Origin of the sequence: Nonomuraea glycinis, assembly GCF_035920485.1 — a bacterium.
Classification (GTDB): Bacteria; Actinomycetota; Actinomycetes; order Streptosporangiales; family Streptosporangiaceae; genus Nonomuraea; species Nonomuraea glycinis.
The window spans coordinates 6,984,192-7,002,914 of record NZ_CP109166.1 but is presented as its reverse complement, the minus strand read 5'-3'; the positions used below and the strand labels follow the sequence as shown (position 1 = coordinate 7,002,914).

Here is an 18,723-nt window from a genome sequence, read left to right as displayed (position 1 = left end):
CGCGTTCCATCACCCGGAGTGCGGGATTTCACCCGGCCGTGGACGCCGGGTCACTCCCCCGGACCGGATGCCGGCGGTTCTTCGCGGCTTCCGCCGTCCGCCATGGCGGCCGCGCGGTCTTCGGCCTTCTCCAGCACTGCGGTGGCTTCGGCTGGGCGACCGGCCTCCTTCAGGGTGTCGCCGAGGCTGGTCAGCCCTCGCACGGCGCGGTGTTGGTCGCCGAGTTCGTGGAAGATGGTCGCGGAGTCTCGCAGGGCGGTGCAGGCCTCTTCGAAGCGCCGCGTCCGGCGCAGGGTGCTGCCGAGGCTGTTCAGCGTCTGGGCTTCGCCGTGGCGGTCGCCGATCTCGCGGCAGATGCGCAGGTCCTGCCGGAGAACGGTGATGGCCTCGTCGAAACGGCCCACCTGTTGCAGGACGTTGCCGAGGTTGTGCAAGGCCATGCCTTCACCGCGGCGGTCGCCGATCTCTCGGAAGATGTCGGCGGCGCTGTGGTGAACGGTGATGGCCTCGTCGAAACGGCCCACCTGTTGCAGGACGTTGCCGAGGTTGTCCAGGGCCGTGCCTTCGCCGCGGCGGTCGCCGAGCCTTCGAGCGATGGCGGCGGCCCTCTGGTGAGCCGCGATGGCCTCGTCGAACAGGCGCACCTCGAACAGGGCGACGCCGAGGTTGTCCAGGACCATGCCTTCGCCGCGGCTGTCACCGGCCTCCCGGAAGATGGCGGCGGCGGTTCGGTGAGCCGCGATGGCCTCGTCGAAACGGCGCACCTCTCGCAGGGCGTTGCCGAGGTTGACCGAGGCCGTGCCTTCGCCGCGACGGTCGCCGAGCCTTCGGAAGATGGCGGCGGCGTTCTGGTGAGCCGTGACGGCCTCGTCGAAACGGCGCACCTCGAACAGGGCGTTGCCGAGGTTGATCAGCGATCCGCCTTCGTGGCGCCGGTCGCCCAGCTGAGTGCCGGCGGTGACGGAGGCGGTGGTGACGGTCAGGCGATCGTTGAAGGCACGACGCCACTCCAGGTACTCGTTCAGGCAGTACGCCAGCTCGACGGCGAACTCGTAGCGGCCGCTGTCCCCCGCGGCGGAGGCGACGGCGGCGACCAGGTTGGCGCGTTCGGCGTCCAACCAGGCCATGGCGGCATCCCGCCCGGTGAAGCGGCCGGGGACAGGCCGGCCGGGCAAGGCGGTGAGGTGCACGCGGGCGTCGCGGGCAACGGAGAGGTAGTGGCGCTGCAGCCGCTCCAGCGCCCTGTCGCGATCGTGCGCGGCGGCTTGGGCGTGGCCGTGCTCACCGGCGTAGAGACGGATCAGGTCGTGCATGCCCCACCGTGCGTATGTCGGCGTGGTGAGCAGGTGGGCCCGGGCCAGCGCGGCCAACTGCTTCCGCACGACGCGTTCGGGGGTGCCGGCGAGGGCGGCGGCGGCTTCGAGGGAGATGTCGGGGCCGGGGTTGAGCGGCAGCAGCCGGAACAGCCGGGCCTGGTCCGGCTGGCTCTCCAGGAGGTGCTGGTAGGAAAGATCGAACGCGGTGCGCACGGCGATGCGCCGGCCGTGCTGATCGAGGTCGCCGCTGTCGAGGGCGTCCAGCCCGCGCGCGTCGCTGAGCTCGGCCGCCATGTCGGCCAGCGGACGGCCGGGTTCGGTGCGGAGCAAGGCGGCGGTGATCCGCAGGGCGAGGGGCAGCCGGCCGCAGAGCTCGGCGATCGCTGCCGCGTGTTCCGGTTCGGCTTCGAGGCGCTGGTCGCGTCCTCCTACGCACACAGCGGTGCGCAGCAGGTCGAGGGCTTCGGCTTCGGGCAGAACGGTCAGGTCGATCAGGCGGGCGGGCAGCGTCAGGGAATGCCGGGAGGTGACCAGCAGCCGGTGACAAGGCTGGGCCGGCAGCAGTGGTTCGACCTGGCCGGAGACGGCGGCGTTGTCGGCCACCACCAGCACCGGCGACTCCTGGCGGGCGCGGTCGGCCAGCACCGACTGGTACAGGGCCAGCCGCTCCGGGCCGGTGGGCGGGAGGTCGCCGTCGCGGATGCCCATGGCACGCAGCAACTGCCCCGCCGCGGCAGCGGCCGAGACCCGCTCGGCCGGATCGGGGGTGTAGCCGCGCAGGTCGAGAAAGAACACTCCGCCGCCGAACCAGCCCTGCTCCACCGCTTGATGGGCGGCCACCAGCGCCAGCGCGGTCTTGCCCACCCCCGCCATTCCCGCCACCGCCGACACCAGCACGCCCGGCTCGCCCGGTCCCCGCGGGTCCAGAAAGGCCAGCACGTCGCGGAGGGGGGCGGTGCGGCCGACGAAGCCCGCCGGCGCGGCCGGCAGTCCCGCCAGAGCCCGCGGAGCCGGGCCACTCATCCGCATGGTGACGGTGTGCGCCAAGGTCACCGGCGCGTAGTACGTCCCATCGTGAATCTCGTTGTGGGTGGTGTCGCCACCGGCCTCATCGTCGGTCATGCGCTCCCTCATGTGGCTACTCCGAGACGTCCTGATCGTCGGCGGCCGGGGACGGCCCGATGATGTCCCGGCCCATCGTCACAGGGGCGTGGAAGGTGCCGCCGCTGATCGTGTTGTGGGTGTCGCCCGGCCGCGTGGTCGCGGCCCGCCCACCCCCATCACCGGCCTGAAGGGGTGCGGCCGATCGGTCCCCGCCTGTGGTGAGGTCGTCCCCGGCCGGCGACGGAGGAGGGGCCTGGCTCTGCGTCGGGCCGCGGCGAGCCGGCATCACCCCGTAGACGGACACCCCCAGCCCGGCCAGGGCGAAGAATACGCCGACCACGCTGGCCAGCCGGTCGGCCTCCTCCAGACCCAGCACGATGAAGGTCACCCCCAAGGCGACCGCCACCAGCCCGCCGGCCACCAGCGAGAGCCACACCCACAGGCCCCTCCGCTTCACCATGCCCCCCATCGTCGTGCACCTGCTCGCCGCGCGCGACCGTCGGACGGGTCAGCGGGCGATCCCCTTCTACGCCCCGGTACGGGTCAGCACGCCGAGCGGGTCGGCCAGCAGGTCGGAGAAGCCGAGTTCGGCGGCCCCGACCAGGGTGGCGTCGTCGCCCAGCGCCGAGGTGCGCAGCCGTACCCGCTCGCGGGCGACGGGCAGCACGTTGGCGGCGATGCGGGCGCGTACCTGGGCCGCCGCGCCCGGATAGAGGTCGCGCAGCATGCCACCGAAGATCACCATGCCGGGGTTGAAGAGGTTGCACAGGTTCGCCACGCCGATCCCGAGCCAGTCGCCGATCCGGCGCAGCGCCTCCTGGGCCGCGGGATCGCCCCGGTCGGCGTCGTCGACCACGGCCCGCACGGCGTCGCGGCCGAACAGCTCGGCGGGCCGCCCGGCGGCGTCGAGCAGGGCCCGCTCCCCGGCCTCCGCCTCCAGGCAGCCGTGGGAGCCGCAGCCGCAGGGGCGACCGTTGTACGGGTTCACCACCATATGGCCGAGCTCGCAGCCGTATCCGCTCTCGCCGTCCAGCAGGTTGCCGCCGACGATGATGCCGCCGCCCACGCCGACGTCCCCATGCAGGTAGATCAGGTTCTGGAAGCCGACGCCCGCACCACGCAGTTGCTCGGCCAGCGCGCCGAGGTGCGCCTCGTTGCCCACCGACACCGGCAGGCCGAGCCCGAGCCGGCGGTCGAGCTCGGCGCCGAACGCCTGGTCCACCCAGCCCAGGTCGGGCCCGAAGCGCACCATGCCGTCGCCGGGCCGGATCATGCCGCAGTAGGACGCGCCGACGCCGACGCACACCGAGGTCGCGGGCGCCGCCTCATACAGCTGGTGACCGAACCGGGCCAGCACCTCCACCACCCGGTCCAGGTCGGCTCCGGCGCGCGGGCGGACCGCCTCCCTGCGGTCCAGCATGATCCCGCCCAGGGTGATCCGGGCGGCGACCAGCCGGTCCACGGCGACGTCGAAGGCCAGCACGTACACCCGCTCGGACTCGGGCCGGACCACCAGCGACGGCCGTCCCGCCCGGCCGGTGTCGGCGGGCAGCTCCTCGCGGACCAGTCCCGCGGCGGTGAGCTCCGTGGTCAGCGCCAGAATGGTGCTGCGGTTCAGCTTCATCCGCGCGGCGAGCTCCGTGCGGGACACCGAACCGCCCAGATGCACGTGCCGGAGCAGGGTGCCGACGTTGTGCCGGCGGATCTCCTCCTGAACCAACCTGACCTCCGCGTCCTGTGGTTTCCGAGCGGCGCCTACGCGGAGCCGGGTAGGACGGCGGCCAGGTCCGGGAGGCGGGCCCGGTAGCCGTCCAGCAGCTTGCGCGCCGTGGTGACCGAGTCGACCAGCGGGTGCAGCGCGAACGCCTCGACGGCCTGCCGGGACGAGCCCGACAGGGCGGCCTCGATGGCCGTCTGCTCCACCGCCTTCACCTGCTGCATCAGGCCCAGGAAGCGGCCGGGGAGCGGGCGGGTGGCCAGCGGCCGGGCGCCGGCGCCGTCGACCGCGCACGGGATCTCCACCACGGCCTCCGCCGGCAGCCCGGCCACCGCGGTGCCGTTGCGCACGTTGAGGATCATGGTGGTGGACTCACCGCGGGCGATGGCGGCCATCAGCGCGAGCGCGATGCCCTCGTACCCGCCCGCCGCCAGGTCGGCGGCGTCCCGCTCGCCGGCGTCGGTGACGTCGCGGGCCTCCGCCATGTACGTCGCGTCACGCTGCGCGCGGGCCGCCCGCCACGAGCCGAGGGCGTCATCCGGGCGGGCCCGGACGGCCGCGTAGAACTCCTCCTGCTGCCCCAGCAGGGACTCGCCACGGGTCCGGCCGGAGATCGCGGTGACCGACTCCCGGGTGAAGTAGTAGTAATAGAGGTATTCGTTGGGAATGGCGCCCAGCGTGCGCACCCAGTCGGCGCCGAAGACGCGGGCCTCCTCGACCTGGCGGAGCGCCCCGTCGTCGGCGAGCAGGCCGGGGAGCACGTCGTGGCCCTGGTGGGTGAGGCCGCGCAGCCAGCCGAGATGGTTGAGCCCCACGTAGTCGGGCGACACGCGCGCCGGGTCGAGGCCGAGCGCGGTGGCGGCCCGCCTGATCAGGCCGATCGGCGAGTCGCAGATGCCGATCACGCGGTCGCCGAGCACCCGCCGCATCGCCTCGGTGATCATGCCGGCCGGGTTGGTGAAGTTGATGACCCAGGCCTGCGGCGCGACGGCGGCCACCCGCTCGGCCACCCGCGTGGCGACCGGGACGGTGCGCAGGCCGTACGCGATGCCGCCGGGACCGGTCGTCTCCTGGCCGAGCAGGCCGAGGTCCAGCGCGACCCGCTCGTCGGCGACCCGGCCCGCCAGGCCGCCGACGCGGATGGCGGAGAAGACGAAGGCGGCCCCGCGCAGCGCGGTGTCCAGGTCGGTGGTGATCAGCACTTCCGGCGGGTCGTCATGCCCCGCGGCGAGCCCGCGCAGCACGTGCCGGATGGCTTCCAGCCGGTCGAGGGACACGTCGTAGAGGACCACCTCCTCCACGCGCGGCTTGGCGGTGTCGCGCAGGAGCGCACCGTAGACGAGCGGGACCCGGAAGCCCCCGCCGCCGAGCACGGCCAGTCTCATCCGGCCTCCTTCACGTGAGAAGCACTTCGGCGCCCGCGGCGGCGCAGTTGCGCAGGGTGGTCTCGTCGGCGCCCTCGTTGGTGACGATCACGTCGATGTCCTCGGGGCCGCACACGCGCAGCGCGCCGGTGCCGGGGAACTTGTGCCGGTCCACGAGCAGCACGACCTGCCCGGCCGCCGCGATCATGGCGCGTTTCAGCGGCACCTCGGCGAGCGTGGTGTCGACGAGCTGCCCGTCGGGCCGGACGCCGCTCGCCCCCAGGAACACCCGGTCGGCGACCACCTGGCTCAGCGCGGTCTCGGTCAGCACCCCGACCAGCGAGTGGTAGGTCCTGCGCACCATGCCGCCGAGCAGCAGCAGCTCGACCTCCGTGTCGGCGCGGAGCGCGTCGAGGACGGCGAGGCTGGAGGTGACGACCGTGACCCGGCGACCGCGGAGCCGGCGGGCCAACCGCACCGTCGTCGTCCCGATGTCGAGCAGGATCACGTCGCCGTCGCCGACCAGCCGCGCGGCGCGGGCGGCGACCGCCTCCTTGTCCTGCTCGTCGGCCGCCGACACCTCGGCGAAGGGCCGGTCGGTGTCGGCGTCGGCCAGGGCGCCGCCGCGGACGCGCCGCAGGGTGCCGTCGCGGTCGAGCACCTCAAGGTCCCTGCGGATGGTCGACGGGCTCACGCCGAGCTGGCTGGCGAGGTCGCGAACGCTGGTGGCGCCGGACAGGCGCACCCGGCGCATGATCTCGGCATGCCTGAGCCGCTGAAGCACGGCGCGAGTGTATCAGGCAAATTCGCGCACATGTGAGCATCTTGCTTCACTAACTTGCAGAGAAGACTTGAAGTGTGCGAGTAAACGTGCAAGATTGCGCACATCTCGCTGCGTCGAGGAGGACTCAATCCCGTGGCTGTCCAGGCATACGACCCTCTCTCCCACGAGCGGACCCTGGAGGGGCCGCAGTTCGACGTGTTCCTGGCGGGCACCGTCTTCCTCGACATCGTCTTCACCGGTCTGCCCGCCATGCCCGAGGCCGGGACGGAGATCTGGGCCGACGGGATGGGCTCGTGCCCCGGCGGCATCGCCAACCTGGCCATCGCGACCAGCCGGCTGGGCCTGCGCACGTCGCTGGCCGCCGCGTTCGGCGACGACGACTACGGCGACTTCTGCTGGCGCACGCTGGAGGAGCAGGAAGCGGTCGACCTGTCCAGGTCGCGGCGCTTCGAGCAGTGGCATTCGCCGGTGACGGTCTCCATGGCGGTCGACCGCGACCGCAGCATGGTGACGCACGGCCACCCCTCGCCCATGCCGGCCGCCGAGATGATCGGCCTGCCGCCCCGCTCCAGGGCCGCGATCGTGACGCTCTCCCCCGACGAGCCGCTCGGCGCGCCCGGGTCCTCGTGCAACTGGGCCGAGGCGGCGCACCGCGACGGCGCGCTCATCTTCGCGGACGTGGGCTGGGATCCGTCGGGCGCCTGGCCGCGCTCCCTGCTCGACCAGCTGGCCGTCTGCCACGCGTTCATGCCCAACGCGATCGAGGCGATGGCCTACACCCGCACCGACACCCCGCGCGACGCGCTCTACGCGATCGCCGACCGGGTGCCCCTGGCCGTGGTGACCGACGGGGCCAACGGCGCCCTGGCCATCGACTCCACGACGGGCGAGGAGGCGTTCATCCCCGCGCCGCGGGTGACGGCGCTCGACCCCACCGGCGCGGGCGACGTCTTCGGCGCGGGCCTCGTGCTCGGCACCCTGTGCCGCTGGCCGCTGGCCGACCGGCTGGCGTTCGCCGGGCTCTGCGCGTCGCTGGCGGTGCAGCAGTTCGGCGGCTCGCTGGCCGCGCCCGGCTGGGGAGACATCGCCGACTGGTGGCACGAGGCACGCCTGGCGGCCGACCACGGCGGCGCCTACGGCAGCTCGCTGGCCCGCCGTTACGCCTTCCTCGACCGGCTGGTGCCCACCGTCCCGGTGGGCGCCGTCCGCCGCGCGGTCGCCACCATCGCCCGGTACGCCGACGTCGGGGGAACACCGCGGAAGGCGGCCGAGACCCCCGGTGAGCCCGAGGACGGGGGCCCGAACACGCCTCGCGTGACCGCGCAGAAGGAGTAACACCATGACCCGGACCCTCGCCGTACTCACCGCCGCGGCCCTGACTCTCGGCGCGGCCGCGTGCGCGCCCGGCTCCTCCGCCCCGCCCGCCGCCCCCTCCGCGCAGCCGAGCGCCGTACGCACCGACGCCGCGGCCCTGGGGCAGGTGACCTTAACCGTGTGGGACCAGGAGGTACGCGGCGGGCAGGCCGCCCAGATGAAGCAGCTCAACGCCGCGTTCGAGGCGAAATACCCCAACATCACGCTCAACCGGGTGTCCCGCTCCTTCGACGACCTCAACACCACCCTGCGCCTGGCGCTCAGCGGCAACGAACCGCCGGACGTGGTCGAGGCCAACAACGGCCGCTCCGCGATGGGCGCGTTCGTCAAGGCCGGCCAGCTCCTCCCGCTGAACGCCTACGCGCAGGCGTACGGCTGGCAGGACCGCTACCCGGAGTCGGTGCTGCGCTACTCCCGCTACAGCGCCGACGGCAAGGTCTTCGGCGAGGGCAACCTGTACGGCCTGCCGCAGGTCGGCGAGGTCGTCGGCCTCTTCTACAACGCCGCCAAGCTGACCGAGCTCGGGTTGCGGCCGCCGACGACCTGGGCGGACTTCCAGGCGGGGCTGGTCAAGGCCAAGGCGGCCGGTGAGGTGCCGATGCAGCTGGGCAACCTGGACAAATGGCCGGCCGTGCACGTGTTCGGCACCGTGCAGAGCCGCGTGGTCCCCGCCGACCAGATCCGCACGCTGGCCTTCGGCCGCAAGGGCGCCTCCTGGAACACCCCGGAGAACACCGAGGCGGCCCGCCAGCTCGTCGACTGGGTGGACAAGGGCTACTTCAGCAAGGGCTTCAACGGCCAGGGGTACGACCCGGCGTGGCAGGCGTTCCGCGACGGCGAGGGCGTCTACCTGATCGCGGGCACCTGGCTGCTCGCCGACCTGCACAAGACCCTGGGCAAGGACCTGGGCTTCGTCCTGCCGCCCGGCGCCACCGCCGGCGCCGCGCCGATCGCGACCGGAGGCACCGGCCTGCCGTTCGCCATCACCGCCAAGAGCCCCAACCCCGACGCGGCGGCGGCGTACATCAACTTCGTCACCAGCGCGGAGGCGATGAAGGTGCTCACCGACACCGGCAACCTGCCGGCCGCCGACACGGCGGCGCAGACCGTGCCGGCGGGACCGCAGCAGGACGTCTTCACCGCGTTCGGCACGGTGACCGCGGAGAACGGCCTGGTGCCGTACCTCGACTACGCCACCCCGACGTTCGCCGACACGCTGGGCGCGGCGCTGCAGGACCTGCTGGCGAAGAAGGCCACCCCGCAGGAGTTCCTGGCGACGCTGGAGAAGGACTACAAGACCTTCGCCGAGAGCAACGGATGACGGCATCACGACCTCCCGGGGAGCCGCGCCACGTCGCCTACCTCTACCTGCTGCCGGCGTTCGCCGTCTACGCGGCGTTCCTGCTCTATCCGATCGGGCGGGCGGTGCAGCTGTCGCTCTACGACTGGGACGGGCTGTCGCTCGGGCGGTGGGTGGGGCTGGACAACTACCTGGCGATCCTCTCCGACGAGGGGCTGCGGGCCGCGTTCGGCCACGCCCTGGTCCTGATCGCCTTCTACGCGGTCGGGCCGCTGCTCATCGGGCTGGCGCTGGCCGCGATCCTCAACCACGCCAAGGTGCGCGGGCTCGGGTTCTTCCGGACCGTGGTGTTCCTGCCCCAGGTGATCGCCATGGTCGTGGTGGCGGTCGCCTGGCGGCGCGTGTACGCGCCCGACGGGACGCTCAACACGCTGCTCGGCGCGCTCGGGCTCGACTCGCTGACCCGCGGCTGGCTCGGCGAGCACGCCTTCGCGCTGCCCGCGGTCGGCGTGGTCGGCACCTGGTTCGAGACGGGGCTGGTCGCGGTGCTGCTGCTGGCCGGGATGAGCCGCATCCCCATGGAGCTGTACGAGGCCGCGCGGCTCGACGGGGCGGGAGCCGTCCGGGAGTTCTTCGCGGTCACGCTGCCGTCGGTGCGGGGCGAGATCGCGGTCGCGCTGACGCTGACCGTGATAGCCGCGCTGCGCACGTTCGACCTGGTGTACGTCACCACGCGGGGCGGCCCCGGCAACGCGACGTCGGTGCCGTCGTACGAGGTCTACCACCGGGCGTTCGGGCTGAGCCAGATCGGCTCGGCGGCGGCCATCGGCGTCACGCTCACCGTCGTCATCTTCGGGATCTCGTTCGGCATCAACCGGTTCGCGGACAGGGGGGTCGCGTGATCTCGCGGGGCGAGCGGGTGGCCAACTACGTCATCCTGTCGGTGTTCGCCGCGTTCGCGCTCTTCCCCATCGTGACGATCCTGTCGGCCGCGCTCGGTCCCTCCGACAGCGGGCCGACGTCCGGGCTGGGCAACCTCGCGGCGGCGTGGGAGATCGGGCGGTTCGGCACCTACCTGCGCAGCAGCCTGCTCGTGTCGGCGTTCGTCGTGGTCGTCAGCGTCGTGCTGTCGGTCATGAGCGGGTACGCGTTCGGCACGATGCGCTTTCGCGGGCAGTCGGCCCTGTTCTACCTGTTCATGCTCGGGATCATGATGCCGAGCGAGGCCATCGCGGTCCCGCTCTACTTCGACCTGCGCTCGCTGGGTCTGATCGACACGTTCTGGGCGGTGTCGCTGCCGCAGGTGGCGCTGTCGGTGGCGTTCGGCACCTTCTGGATGCGGGCGTACTTCCGCGCGTCCAACCGGGCGATCGCCGAGGCGGCGCGCATCGACGGGGCGTCGAGCTGGCGCATCCTGTGGCAGGTACTGCTGCCGCCGGCCCGGCCCGCCGTCGTCACGCTGACGCTCCTGGTCTTCATGTGGACGTGGAACGAGTTCCTCATTCCGCTGATCATGGTGACCAGCGAGTCGCTGCGGACCGCGCCGCTGGGGCTGGCGTTCTTCCAGGGGCAGCACACCAGCGGCTTCACCCTGCTCGCGGCCGGCTCGGTCATCGTCGCCACCCCCGTGGTGGTCTTCTACCTGTTCCTCCAGCGCCATTTCGTCCGCGGGCTGCTCCAGGGAGCGGTCCGCGACTGACTCCCCGGAGGTTCCATGCGCACCGGCCTGGCGGTCATGACCGCCGCCCTGCTCACCGTCCTTCCCGCCACCCCAGCCCTGCCCAGGACCGCCACCCCCGTCCTGTCCGCGACCACCGCCCCCGTCCTGCCTGGAAGGACCGCCCCCGCCCCCGTCCTCGCCGGCGGGGCCGACGTCGCGCCTGTCGACCTCGACGCGCTGTTCGTCGGCGCCCACCCCGACGACGAGGCGTTCAGCCTGTCCACCCTCGGCCAGTGGCACGAGGACCACCACGTCCGCACCGGCGTCGTCACCGTGACCAGGGGCGAGGGCGGCGGCAACGCCGTCGGCCCCGAGGAGGGCCCCGCGCTGGGCCTGCTGCGCGAGGCCGAGGAGCGGACGGCGGTCGCCAAGGCCGGCGTGCGTGAGGTGTTCAACCTCGACGACGTCGACTTCTACTACACGGTGAGCTCACCGCTGACCGACCAGGTCTGGGGCGGCGACACCCTGGCGAAGGTCGTCCGGATCGTCCGGCAGACCCGGCCGGAGGTGCTGCTCACGATGGGCCCCGCCCCCACGCCCGGCAACCACGGCAACCACCAGCAGGCCGCGCGGCTGGCCATCGAGGCCTTCTACGCGGCGGCCGACCCCCAGGCGTTCCCCGAGCAGATCACCCGCGAGGGCCTGCGCCCCTTCGCCCCCGCCCGCCTGCTCACCGGCGGCGGCCGCGGCACCTCGCGGACCGGCCAGGACTGCGCCGCGACGTTCCGCCCCGCGAACCCGGCCGAGAACGTGTACGGCGTCTGGAGCGGGCGCGCCTCCGCCCAGGGCGCGACGTGGGCCGCCGTCGAGCGTGCCGCCCAGCGCGCGTACGCCTCCCAGGGCTGGGCCGTCTTCCCCGACGTGCCCACCGACCCGGCCCAGCTCGGCTGCGACTTCTTCACGCAGGTGGACACGCGGGTGCCGGTCCCCGAGCCGGGCACCCCGGCCGCGACCGCGCCCACGGCGATCCTCGACGGCGCGCTGACCCGGCCGGCCGGCACGGTCCCGCTCGGCACCCTGTTCGGCCTGCGCCCCAGCACGTTCGACGTCCGCCCGGGGACGGCGTTCACCGTCAAGGTCACCGCCACCGCGCCGCCGCGTGAACCGCTGGGCCGCTCGTCCGCGGCGCTGCGCGTACCGGAAGGCTGGCAGGTGCGCGGGTCCGGCGACCTGGGCCGGCTCACCCCCGGCCGGACCGGCTCGGCGACGTTCACCGTGACGCCGCCGCAGGGCGGCGGCGACCGGGCCCGCGTCGCGGCCACGCTCACCACCGAGCGCGGCCGCGGCTACACCGACCGGCAGGTCGAGCTCAGCCCGGCCGTACGCGGAGCGCAGCAGCCGCTCCCCCAGGTCGCCCAGTACGAGAAGTGGGCCGCCGAGGTCGGCGTGCCGCAGCTGCGCGGCCTGGTCACGCCCGTCCTCACCCTGCCGTCCGGCGGCTCCCGGCAGGTCGGCGTCGTGGTCACCAACGTCGGCGACACCACCCGGTCCGGCACCGTACGCCTGGACCTGCCCGCCGGCTTCACCGCCTCCCGCACCGAGGCCCCCTACAGCGACCTCCCGGCCGGGGAGTCGACCACGGTGCCGTTCACCGTCACCAACACCGACCCCTCGCTCAAGACCTCGAACGAGGGCGGCGACTACGCGTACACCATCACCACGAGCAGCGGCGCGGATGGCGCCGACGTGAGCAGGCCCGCGCTGGAGCTCGTGCCGGCGACCGCCGTCCCGGGTGCCGCGTCCGCGCCGGTCGTCGACGGGCAGGGCGGCGACCACCCCGGCCCGGCCCTGGACATCTCGCGGCTGTGGGAGGGCACCGCGTGCTCCTCGGCGGCCGACTGCTCGGGCACGGCCAAGGTCACCTGGCACGACGACACGCTGTACCTGCTGGTCGAGGTGAAGGACGACGTGCTCGGCACCCGTCTGCCCGCCGCCGACTGCAAGCGGCACTGGCGCACCGACGCGGTGGAGGTCACCGTCGACCCGCGCGGCGCCTCGGAGAACACCTCCACCACGTTCAAGGCGGCGGTGCTGCCGGTGACGGCCGAAGGGCCGCCGTGCTTCCTGCGCGACGCCGACAGCCGCCAGGGGCCAGGCGAGGAGACGGCGCCGGGGATGCGGGTGGCCGCCAAGGTCCAGGCCGGAGGATACGCCGTGGAGATGGCCATCCCGATGGCCCTCCTGCCCTCGGCCGTCGACCCCGCCCACCTCGGGCTCAACATCCTGGTGTACGACTCCGACACGCAGGACAAGACCGGCCAGACCCGGATCGGCTGGTCGACGTGGGGCGGCGTGCAGGGAGACCCGTACCGGTGGGGTGTCGCGACCCTGCCCGGCTACCGGCCTCCCGCGGACCGGCCGACCACCCCGGCGGACCCGGTGATCCCCTCCACCGCCCTGTCCAGCCTGGACTCCCCGCAGTCGCTGGAGCAGGCGGTCCGCGTACACGTCCCCCTCGCGGGCGGCCCCGCGGCTCAGGCCTCGCGCAGCGGCCGGGTGGTCGCCGCCACGCGCGGGCAAGGCTCGGTGAAGGTGACGCTGCGCGCGGGCGCCCCCGGCACGGCGCACGTGTTCGTCCGCGACGACCGGGGCACGGCGGGCAGCCGCGTGGTCACCGTCTCCCGCAAGGGCGGCACGACCGTGACCGTCCCGGTGAACCGGGCGTTGGGTGCGGGCCCCAGGGTGGTCGCGGGCTGGGGCTCCGGCACCGGGACGGCAGTTTCGCAGGTGGCGTTGCGCTGAGCGGCGTGGGGTGCTCCTGCGGCGACGATCGGCATCCCTTCTGGCCACGTTCAGAAGGGATGCGGGTCCGACTTCTGTCGGCCGTACTCCATTCACAGGCCCTCCGGGTGACTCCGGAAAGCCTTTTGATCTCCGTACAGCAGCCCCGAGATCAACCGTCTGATTCGGTAGTCGGACGCTGACGCCAACGGCGTCGCGCCCGTTGAGATCGCCCGGCACATTCTTCTAACAACAGGCGGGAGCGCTGAGTCAGCGCGCCTGACCGCGCAGGATTCGCCACCACAGATTCTCGCCGGCGCGAGCGGACAGCCATGCGCTCTCCTCGATGACGGCGGGAGACTCACCGGTGATGCGGCGGACGAACCACAATCCGCCTGCCGAGCACAACTAGGAGCTCAGTGGGAGATCGCAGACTCCTACAGTCAGAGGGTGGAGTTTCGCGAGGATCAGCCCAGATGGCAGCAAGTCGCCCACGTGATCCGCGAGCGCATCGCGGCCGGCACCTACCGCCCAGGCTCCCGCGTCCCCAGCGAAAACGACCTGATGCAGGAGTTCGGCATCGCCCGCATGACCGCACACAAGGTCATGCGGGCCTTGCGCGAAGAGGGGACCGTCTACACCGTCCGCGGCATGGGCAGCTTCGTCAGCCCTCCCCAGGACACCGAACCTACGGACGGATAGGCAGCCCCTACCGAGCGAAGCCCCACCCACGAGAGCTAGCAGCATCAGCGTCAAGCATCAACCGCGTTGTCCCGGCAGATCCGGTCGAACAGCACCTCCCCGCCATGACCGAACCGGGCGGTGAATTGCTTGCCGTTGTCGGTCGGCGGAAGGTCGGCGGTTAGATTCCGCCCCTGACCGCCTCCCACACCTCCGTGGAGGCAACCCCTGGCACCGCCAGGGCGGTCAGGTGGTACGCCGACCAGAGAGTATTGCCGGACGACACAAAACGATCATTTTTCCAAAATAGGCCCCACGAGCATCGGGCGGTCGAGCATGTCCGGCCTGAACGGCACCCCCGTGACCTTCGCCGCCAGGGCGAAGCCCCTTGGCACGGCGGTGTCGTAGTTCTCCGCCCAAGCGGCGTCCCACGCGGCCTCGTCCTCCGGCTTGTCCAGCCCCATGCCCAACTCCTGCATGAAGCCGTTGAGCCGGTCAGGGTCGGAGCCGTAACGCTCGTGCGGATGTCGCAGCCGGTAACCAGTGACAACCGTGCCGTCGATCGCGTACTCGAAACTGTGCTCGGCGGCGTAGTCGTGCCGGGTGACCGCCAGCACTTCACAACCCCGCGACAGCTCGGTCACCACCTCGTGGAGCGTGACCATCCAACCGTGGGGCTCGATGGCCACGCACCACTCGCCGGCCTTGAAGACGCCCACGTAACCGCCGCCGTCCCCACCGTCCGTCTCGTTGACGAACTCGTAGGCCTTGTCGTCGAGCCCGCCGAAGTCCGACTCCTGGCCGGAGTTCTCACCGCGGCTGAAGCGGCGCACCACCTCCGCCGGATCGAGCCCGCGGAAGAAGGCCACGCTGAAGATCACACCCAGTGCGCCGCCGCCCGAACTCTCGGACACGTTGAGCCACTGGAACTGGGCCAAGGGGTCGGATGTCGTCATGCGGGACATGGTGGCAGGCCGTACCGACAATCAGTCGATATCGGCGGCCACCCCGATGAAGGCCCACATTGGAGCAGACCCGTTTTGATGGACACCTGATCTCCGCTGAAAAAGCGCTGTACAGCAGCCGATACAGCAACACCGCCTTACAGGATCACTCTCCACCGACTCGCATCTACCATCTGAACAGGGCAAGAGGCCGTTGATGAGGCGGTTGCCCTTCCCTACGGATCAGAAGGTCACGGGTTCGACTCCTGTCGGCCGCACTCCAGTTCAAGAGCCCTCTGGGATGATCCCGGAGGGCTTTTCAGCAGCGTTGTACGGCAATGCGGGCCCACACAGCCGATCTTCTACGGTCGGTACGCGCCATGTCCGGGGCAGGCAGGGGCACAGTCGGTGCGAGGCCGAGGAATGCCAAAGGCCGGCACTCCAAGCGGCCTGGCTCAGGCGCCGCCGAGTTCGCCTCGGAGGCGAGCGGACCCACTCTGTGGGGAAGACCTGCTCACGTCGCTCTTTGCTGATCTTCAACATGCCAAGGGAAGAAGCGCGCCGTTCTGAACCGCCGCGTGATTTTCGGGAGCCGGGCAGATCAGGACGGCGAGGCCGATAGGTCCGTTGCAGCAGGCGGCTGCCTCTGATCATCTTTGCTCTTGGGGGTTGGACGACGCGGTAGCCGGCGAGCGGGGTGGTGCCGCGCCCGGGGACAGGGGCCGGGTGCGCAGTTCTGGCTTGCGGATTTTGCCTGAGCCGGTTCTTGGCAGGGTGTCCACGATGTGGACGTAGACGGGAATCTTGTACTTCGCGAGCCGGGAACGGAGGAAGTCCGCCAGGTCGGCGGGGGTGAGGGTGACGCCGTCGCGGGGGACGACGAAGGCCCGGCCGACCTCGCCCCATTTCTCGTCGGGCACCCCGACCACGGCGGCCTCCGCCACGGCCGGATGCTCGAAGAGCACTCCTTCCACCTCGGCCGGATAGACGTTCTCCCCGCCGGAGATGTACATGTCCTTCAGCCGGTCGACGATGTACAGGTGTCCCTCGTCGTCGAGGGTGGCGATGTCCCCGGAGTGGAACCAGCCCTCTTCGGTCAGCGCGGCGGCGGTCGCCTCCGGGTTGCGCCAGTAGCCAGGGGTGACGTTCGGCCCCTGGATGAGCACTTCGCCCGCCTCGCCGGCCTCGGTCTCGGTGCCGTCGGGCCGGACCACGCGGACGTTGGCGAAGAAGACCGGCACGCCGGCCGACCCCACCTTGCGCACGCTCTCGCCCGCCTCGAGGAAGGTGGCGCCCGGCGAGGTCTCCGTCAGTCCGTAGCCCTGGCAGAAGACCAGGCCCCGCTGCTGATACGTGCGGATCAACGCGACGGGGATCGCCGCTCCCCCTGACATGAGGGTCCGCAGGGAGGACAGGTCGGCGTCGGCCCACCGCGGCGACCGCGCGAAGGCGGCGAACATCGCGGTGACCCCGAACATCCAGGTGACGCGGTGCTTCTCGATGAGGTCGTAGCAGGAGTCCACGTCCCAGGACGGCATGATCAGCGAGGTGCCGCCCTTGAGGAAGGTCGGCAGTAGCGTCTGGTTCAGCGCCGCGACGTGGAAGAGCGGCGCGCTGATCAGCGTCACCTCGGTGCTCGCCACGTCGACGCCGGCCATGATGTTGAAGCAGTTCCACACCAGGTTGGCGTGGCTGAGCATCGCCCCTTTGGGACGGCCGGTCGTGCCCGAGGTGTAGAGGATGAGGGCGATGTCGTCGAGGGCGACCGGGGTGTCGATCGGCGTGGCGTCGCCCTGCGACAGGAAGGTCTCGTACTCCAGTTCCCCCGGCATCGGTGACTCCAGCGCCACGACCGCGCTCAGGCCCGGAAGACCGCGCACGGCCGTGGCGCACTCCGGCGCGTAGACGAGGACGGAGGCTCCGGAGTCCGCCATCATGTAGGCGATCTCCGGTGCGGTCAGCCGGAAGTTCAGCGGGACGAAGATCCCGCCGAGCAGGTGCGTGGCGAACATGGTCTCGACGAAGGCGACGTGGTTGGGGCCGAGGTAGGCGACCCGGTCCCCGGCCCGCACCCCGGCGTCGCGCAGACTCGACGCGAGCCTGGTCGTCCGCTCGTGCACCTCGGCGTGGCTGACCGCCCGGCCGTCGAAGACGAAGGCGGCGCGGTTCGGGCTCATCAGGGCCCGGCGGGCCGGCCAGCCTCCCAGTCCGGCGTTACGCATCGGTGACTCCTGTCAGGTGGAGGACGGTTCGGCCGAGTCCGCGGCGCGGCCGGTCGCGGGCGCCGCCGAGTCGACCGCGGTCAGGTCGTGGCGGCTGGTCTCGCCCAGGGCCAGGAGGCAGAGCACCGTCAGCAGGCAGCAGGCGGCCACGATCACCGAGATCATCATCGTCCCGCCGCCTCCGGTGGACGCGTCGAGCTGCGCGAACAGCAAGGGGGCCAGGCCGGCGCCGAGCCCGGCGAGCTGGTAGCCCAGCGAGGATCCGGTGTAGCGGCTCCTGGTGGCGAAGACCTCGGTGTACAGCGCCGCGAGCGGGCCGTACATCATCGGGTGGATGACCGCCTGGCCCAGCACGAGCGCGAGGGTGAGGACGGCGACGCTGCCGGCGTTCACCATCGGGAAAAGGGCGAAGCCGAACACGGCCATGAGCAGTGCGCCGGCCAGCACGACCGGGCGGCGTCCCACCCGGTCCGACAGCGCCGACCACCCGAGGATGCCCAGGACGGCCAGCGCCGACGAGAGCGTGAGCGCGTTCAGCACGTCCGGCCTGGCGAAGCCGGCCCGCACGCCGTAGGCGATGAGATAGGTGGTCAGCGTGCCCTGGGCCACGAAGGCGGACAGGCCGACGCCCACGCCGAGCAGGAGGGTCCTCGGGTGGTTGCGGAGCACGTCCAGCAGCGGCGTCCGGGTGCCGCGGTCCGCGGCGGCCTTGAACACGGGGGTCTCCTCGACCCGCAGCCGGACGAACAGGCCGACCGCCAGCAGGACGACGCTGATCAGGAACGGCACCCGCCAGCCCCAGCTGAGGAACGCCTCCTCGCCCAGGACGGCGGCCGTGCCGCCGAGCGCCGCGGTGGACAGCACCATGCCGAAGGGGGCTCCGGCGTTGGTGAAGCTCGCCCACAGTCCGCGGCGGCTGGTCGCGTGCTCGGCGGACATCAGCACGGCCCCGCCCCATTCACCGCCGACCGCGATGCCCTGCAGGATCCGGAGCAGGATGAGCGCGATGGGCGCGAGGGCGCCGATCTGCGCGTAGGTGGGGAGCAGGCCGATGAGGAAGCTGGCGACGCCCATCAGGGTCATGGTCATCACCAGCATGCGCTTGCGGCCCAGCCGGTCGCCGAAGTGACCGAAGATCACTCCGCCGAGCGGCCTGGCCAGGTAGCCCGTGGCGAAGGTGCCGAAGCTGGCGACCGTCGCCGTGAGCGGGTCGAGGGAGGAGAAGAAGACCTTGCTGAACACCACGGCCGAGGCGGTGGCGTACAGCAGGAAGTCGTAGTACTCGATGACGCTGCCCAGGAAGCTTGAGGCGACCGCGCGTCGGAGCTGGATCCGGTTGGGGGGTGTGACTGACAGGTTCGGCATGACCGAGCTCCTCGTCCGGGAGCGAGCTGAGACGCTCGCTTGCTTGCCCCGGAGGTTAGGCACATTACTAACGGACGTCAACAGTTTGCCCAATATGGCGGGTGTGCGCTG

The 18,723-nt window shown here is 71.9% G+C and carries 14 protein-coding genes; 6 read left to right on the top strand and 8 right to left on the bottom strand.

Annotation, left to right across the window (positions count from 1 at the left end; all coding sequences use genetic code 11):
* Window positions 1–50: 50 nt before the first annotated feature.
* From OHA68_RS32825 to OHA68_RS32805, 5 genes are all read right to left on the bottom strand, one after another.
* Window positions 51–2,438, bottom strand: a complete 2,388-nt coding sequence (locus OHA68_RS32825) for a tetratricopeptide repeat protein (protein ID WP_327103696.1) — start codon at window positions 2,436–2,438, stop codon at window positions 51–53.
* A gap of 16 nt (window positions 2,439–2,454) precedes the next feature.
* Window positions 2,455–2,880, bottom strand: coding sequence for a hypothetical protein (locus OHA68_RS32820; protein ID WP_327103695.1), 426 nt, complete (start codon window positions 2,878–2,880; stop codon window positions 2,455–2,457).
* A 66-nt stretch (window positions 2,881–2,946) separates the two neighbouring features.
* On the bottom strand, window positions 2,947–4,140 hold the full coding sequence (locus OHA68_RS32815) for an ROK family transcriptional regulator (protein ID WP_327103694.1): 1,194 nt from the start codon (window positions 4,138–4,140) through the stop codon (window positions 2,947–2,949).
* Between the two features lie 35 nt (window positions 4,141–4,175).
* Window positions 4,176–5,522 carry a 6-phospho-beta-glucosidase gene (locus OHA68_RS32810; protein ID WP_327103693.1) on the bottom strand — a complete coding sequence of 449 codons (1,347 nt, stop codon included), beginning with the start codon at window positions 5,520–5,522 and terminating at the stop codon, window positions 4,176–4,178.
* 10 nt (window positions 5,523–5,532) lie between these two features.
* Entirely contained in the window at window positions 5,533–6,285 is a 753-nt protein-coding gene (locus OHA68_RS32805; protein WP_189139384.1) for a DeoR/GlpR family DNA-binding transcription regulator, read from the bottom strand.
* Between the two features lie 132 nt (window positions 6,286–6,417).
* On the opposite strand from OHA68_RS32805, the gene OHA68_RS32800 reads away from it, so the two are divergent.
* The 6 genes from OHA68_RS32800 (at window position 6,418) to OHA68_RS32775 (ending at window position 14,102) form a co-directional block, all read left to right on the top strand.
* The gene (locus tag OHA68_RS32800; protein WP_327103692.1) at window positions 6,418–7,620 is read left to right on the top strand and encodes a carbohydrate kinase family protein; all 1,203 of its coding nucleotides are present in this window, start codon (window positions 6,418–6,420) and stop codon (window positions 7,618–7,620) included.
* Between the two features lie 4 nt (window positions 7,621–7,624).
* Window positions 7,625–8,980, top strand: coding sequence for an extracellular solute-binding protein (locus OHA68_RS32795; RefSeq protein WP_327103691.1), 1,356 nt, complete (start codon window positions 7,625–7,627; stop codon window positions 8,978–8,980).
* A complete protein-coding gene (locus tag OHA68_RS32790; RefSeq protein ID WP_327103690.1) occupies window positions 8,977–9,861 on the top strand; it encodes a carbohydrate ABC transporter permease in 885 nt (294 codons plus the stop codon). The genes OHA68_RS32795 and OHA68_RS32790 overlap by 4 nt, the downstream gene beginning before the upstream one ends.
* Window positions 9,858–10,658, top strand: a complete 801-nt coding sequence (locus tag OHA68_RS32785; RefSeq protein ID WP_327103689.1) for a carbohydrate ABC transporter permease — start codon at window positions 9,858–9,860, stop codon at window positions 10,656–10,658. Before OHA68_RS32790 ends, OHA68_RS32785 begins: the two co-directional genes overlap by 4 nt.
* 15 nt (window positions 10,659–10,673) lie before the next feature.
* Window positions 10,674–13,421: a sugar-binding protein gene (locus OHA68_RS32780; protein ID WP_327103688.1), complete on the top strand. Its 2,748-nt coding sequence runs from the start codon at window positions 10,674–10,676 to the stop codon at window positions 13,419–13,421.
* Window positions 13,422–13,850: 429 nt separating this feature from the next.
* Window positions 13,851–14,102 (top strand): GntR family transcriptional regulator, encoded by a 252-nt coding sequence (locus tag OHA68_RS32775; protein ID WP_327103687.1) that lies wholly within the window; start codon window positions 13,851–13,853, stop codon window positions 14,100–14,102.
* Between the two features lie 272 nt (window positions 14,103–14,374).
* Here the strand turns inward: OHA68_RS32775 and OHA68_RS32770 are convergent, their stop codons facing one another.
* The 3 genes from OHA68_RS32770 to OHA68_RS32760 all read right to left on the bottom strand — a co-directional run bounded on the left by OHA68_RS32770 (window position 14,375) and on the right by OHA68_RS32760 (window position 18,612).
* Window positions 14,375–15,037 carry a DUF6461 domain-containing protein gene (locus OHA68_RS32770; protein WP_327103686.1) on the bottom strand — a complete coding sequence of 221 codons (663 nt, stop codon included), beginning with the start codon at window positions 15,035–15,037 and terminating at the stop codon, window positions 14,375–14,377.
* Window positions 15,038–15,675: 638 nt separating this feature from the next.
* On the bottom strand, window positions 15,676–17,247 hold the full coding sequence (locus tag OHA68_RS32765; RefSeq protein ID WP_327103685.1) for an acyl-CoA synthetase: 1,572 nt from the start codon (window positions 17,245–17,247) through the stop codon (window positions 15,676–15,678).
* Between the two features lie 12 nt (window positions 17,248–17,259).
* A complete protein-coding gene (locus OHA68_RS32760; RefSeq protein ID WP_327103684.1) occupies window positions 17,260–18,612 on the bottom strand; it encodes an MFS transporter in 1,353 nt (450 codons plus the stop codon).
* Window positions 18,613–18,723: the final 111 nt, after the last annotated feature.

What these genes read in the sequence shown, in the direction of transcription:
- OHA68_RS32825 (WP_327103696.1), bottom strand. Translation starts at nt 2,438, where the DNA reads ATGACCGACGATGAGGCCGGTGGCGACACCACCCACAACGAGATTCAC.
- OHA68_RS32820 (WP_327103695.1), bottom strand. Translation starts at nt 2,880, where the DNA reads ATGGTGAAGCGGAGGGGCCTGTGGGTGTGGCTCTCGCTGGTGGCCGGC.
- OHA68_RS32810 (WP_327103693.1), bottom strand. Translation starts at nt 5,522, where the DNA reads ATGAGACTGGCCGTGCTCGGCGGCGGGGGCTTCCGGGTCCCGCTCGTC.
- OHA68_RS32795 (WP_327103691.1), top strand. Translation starts at nt 7,625, where the DNA reads ATGACCCGGACCCTCGCCGTACTCACCGCCGCGGCCCTGACTCTCGGC.
- OHA68_RS32790 (WP_327103690.1), top strand. Translation starts at nt 8,977, where the DNA reads ATGACGGCATCACGACCTCCCGGGGAGCCGCGCCACGTCGCCTACCTC.
- OHA68_RS32780 (WP_327103688.1), top strand. Translation starts at nt 10,674, where the DNA reads ATGCGCACCGGCCTGGCGGTCATGACCGCCGCCCTGCTCACCGTCCTT.
- OHA68_RS32770 (WP_327103686.1), bottom strand. Translation starts at nt 15,037, where the DNA reads ATGACGACATCCGACCCCTTGGCCCAGTTCCAGTGGCTCAACGTGTCC.
- OHA68_RS32765 (WP_327103685.1), bottom strand. Translation starts at nt 17,247, where the DNA reads ATGCGTAACGCCGGACTGGGAGGCTGGCCGGCCCGCCGGGCCCTGATG.
- OHA68_RS32760 (WP_327103684.1), bottom strand. Translation starts at nt 18,612, where the DNA reads ATGCCGAACCTGTCAGTCACACCCCCCAACCGGATCCAGCTCCGACGC.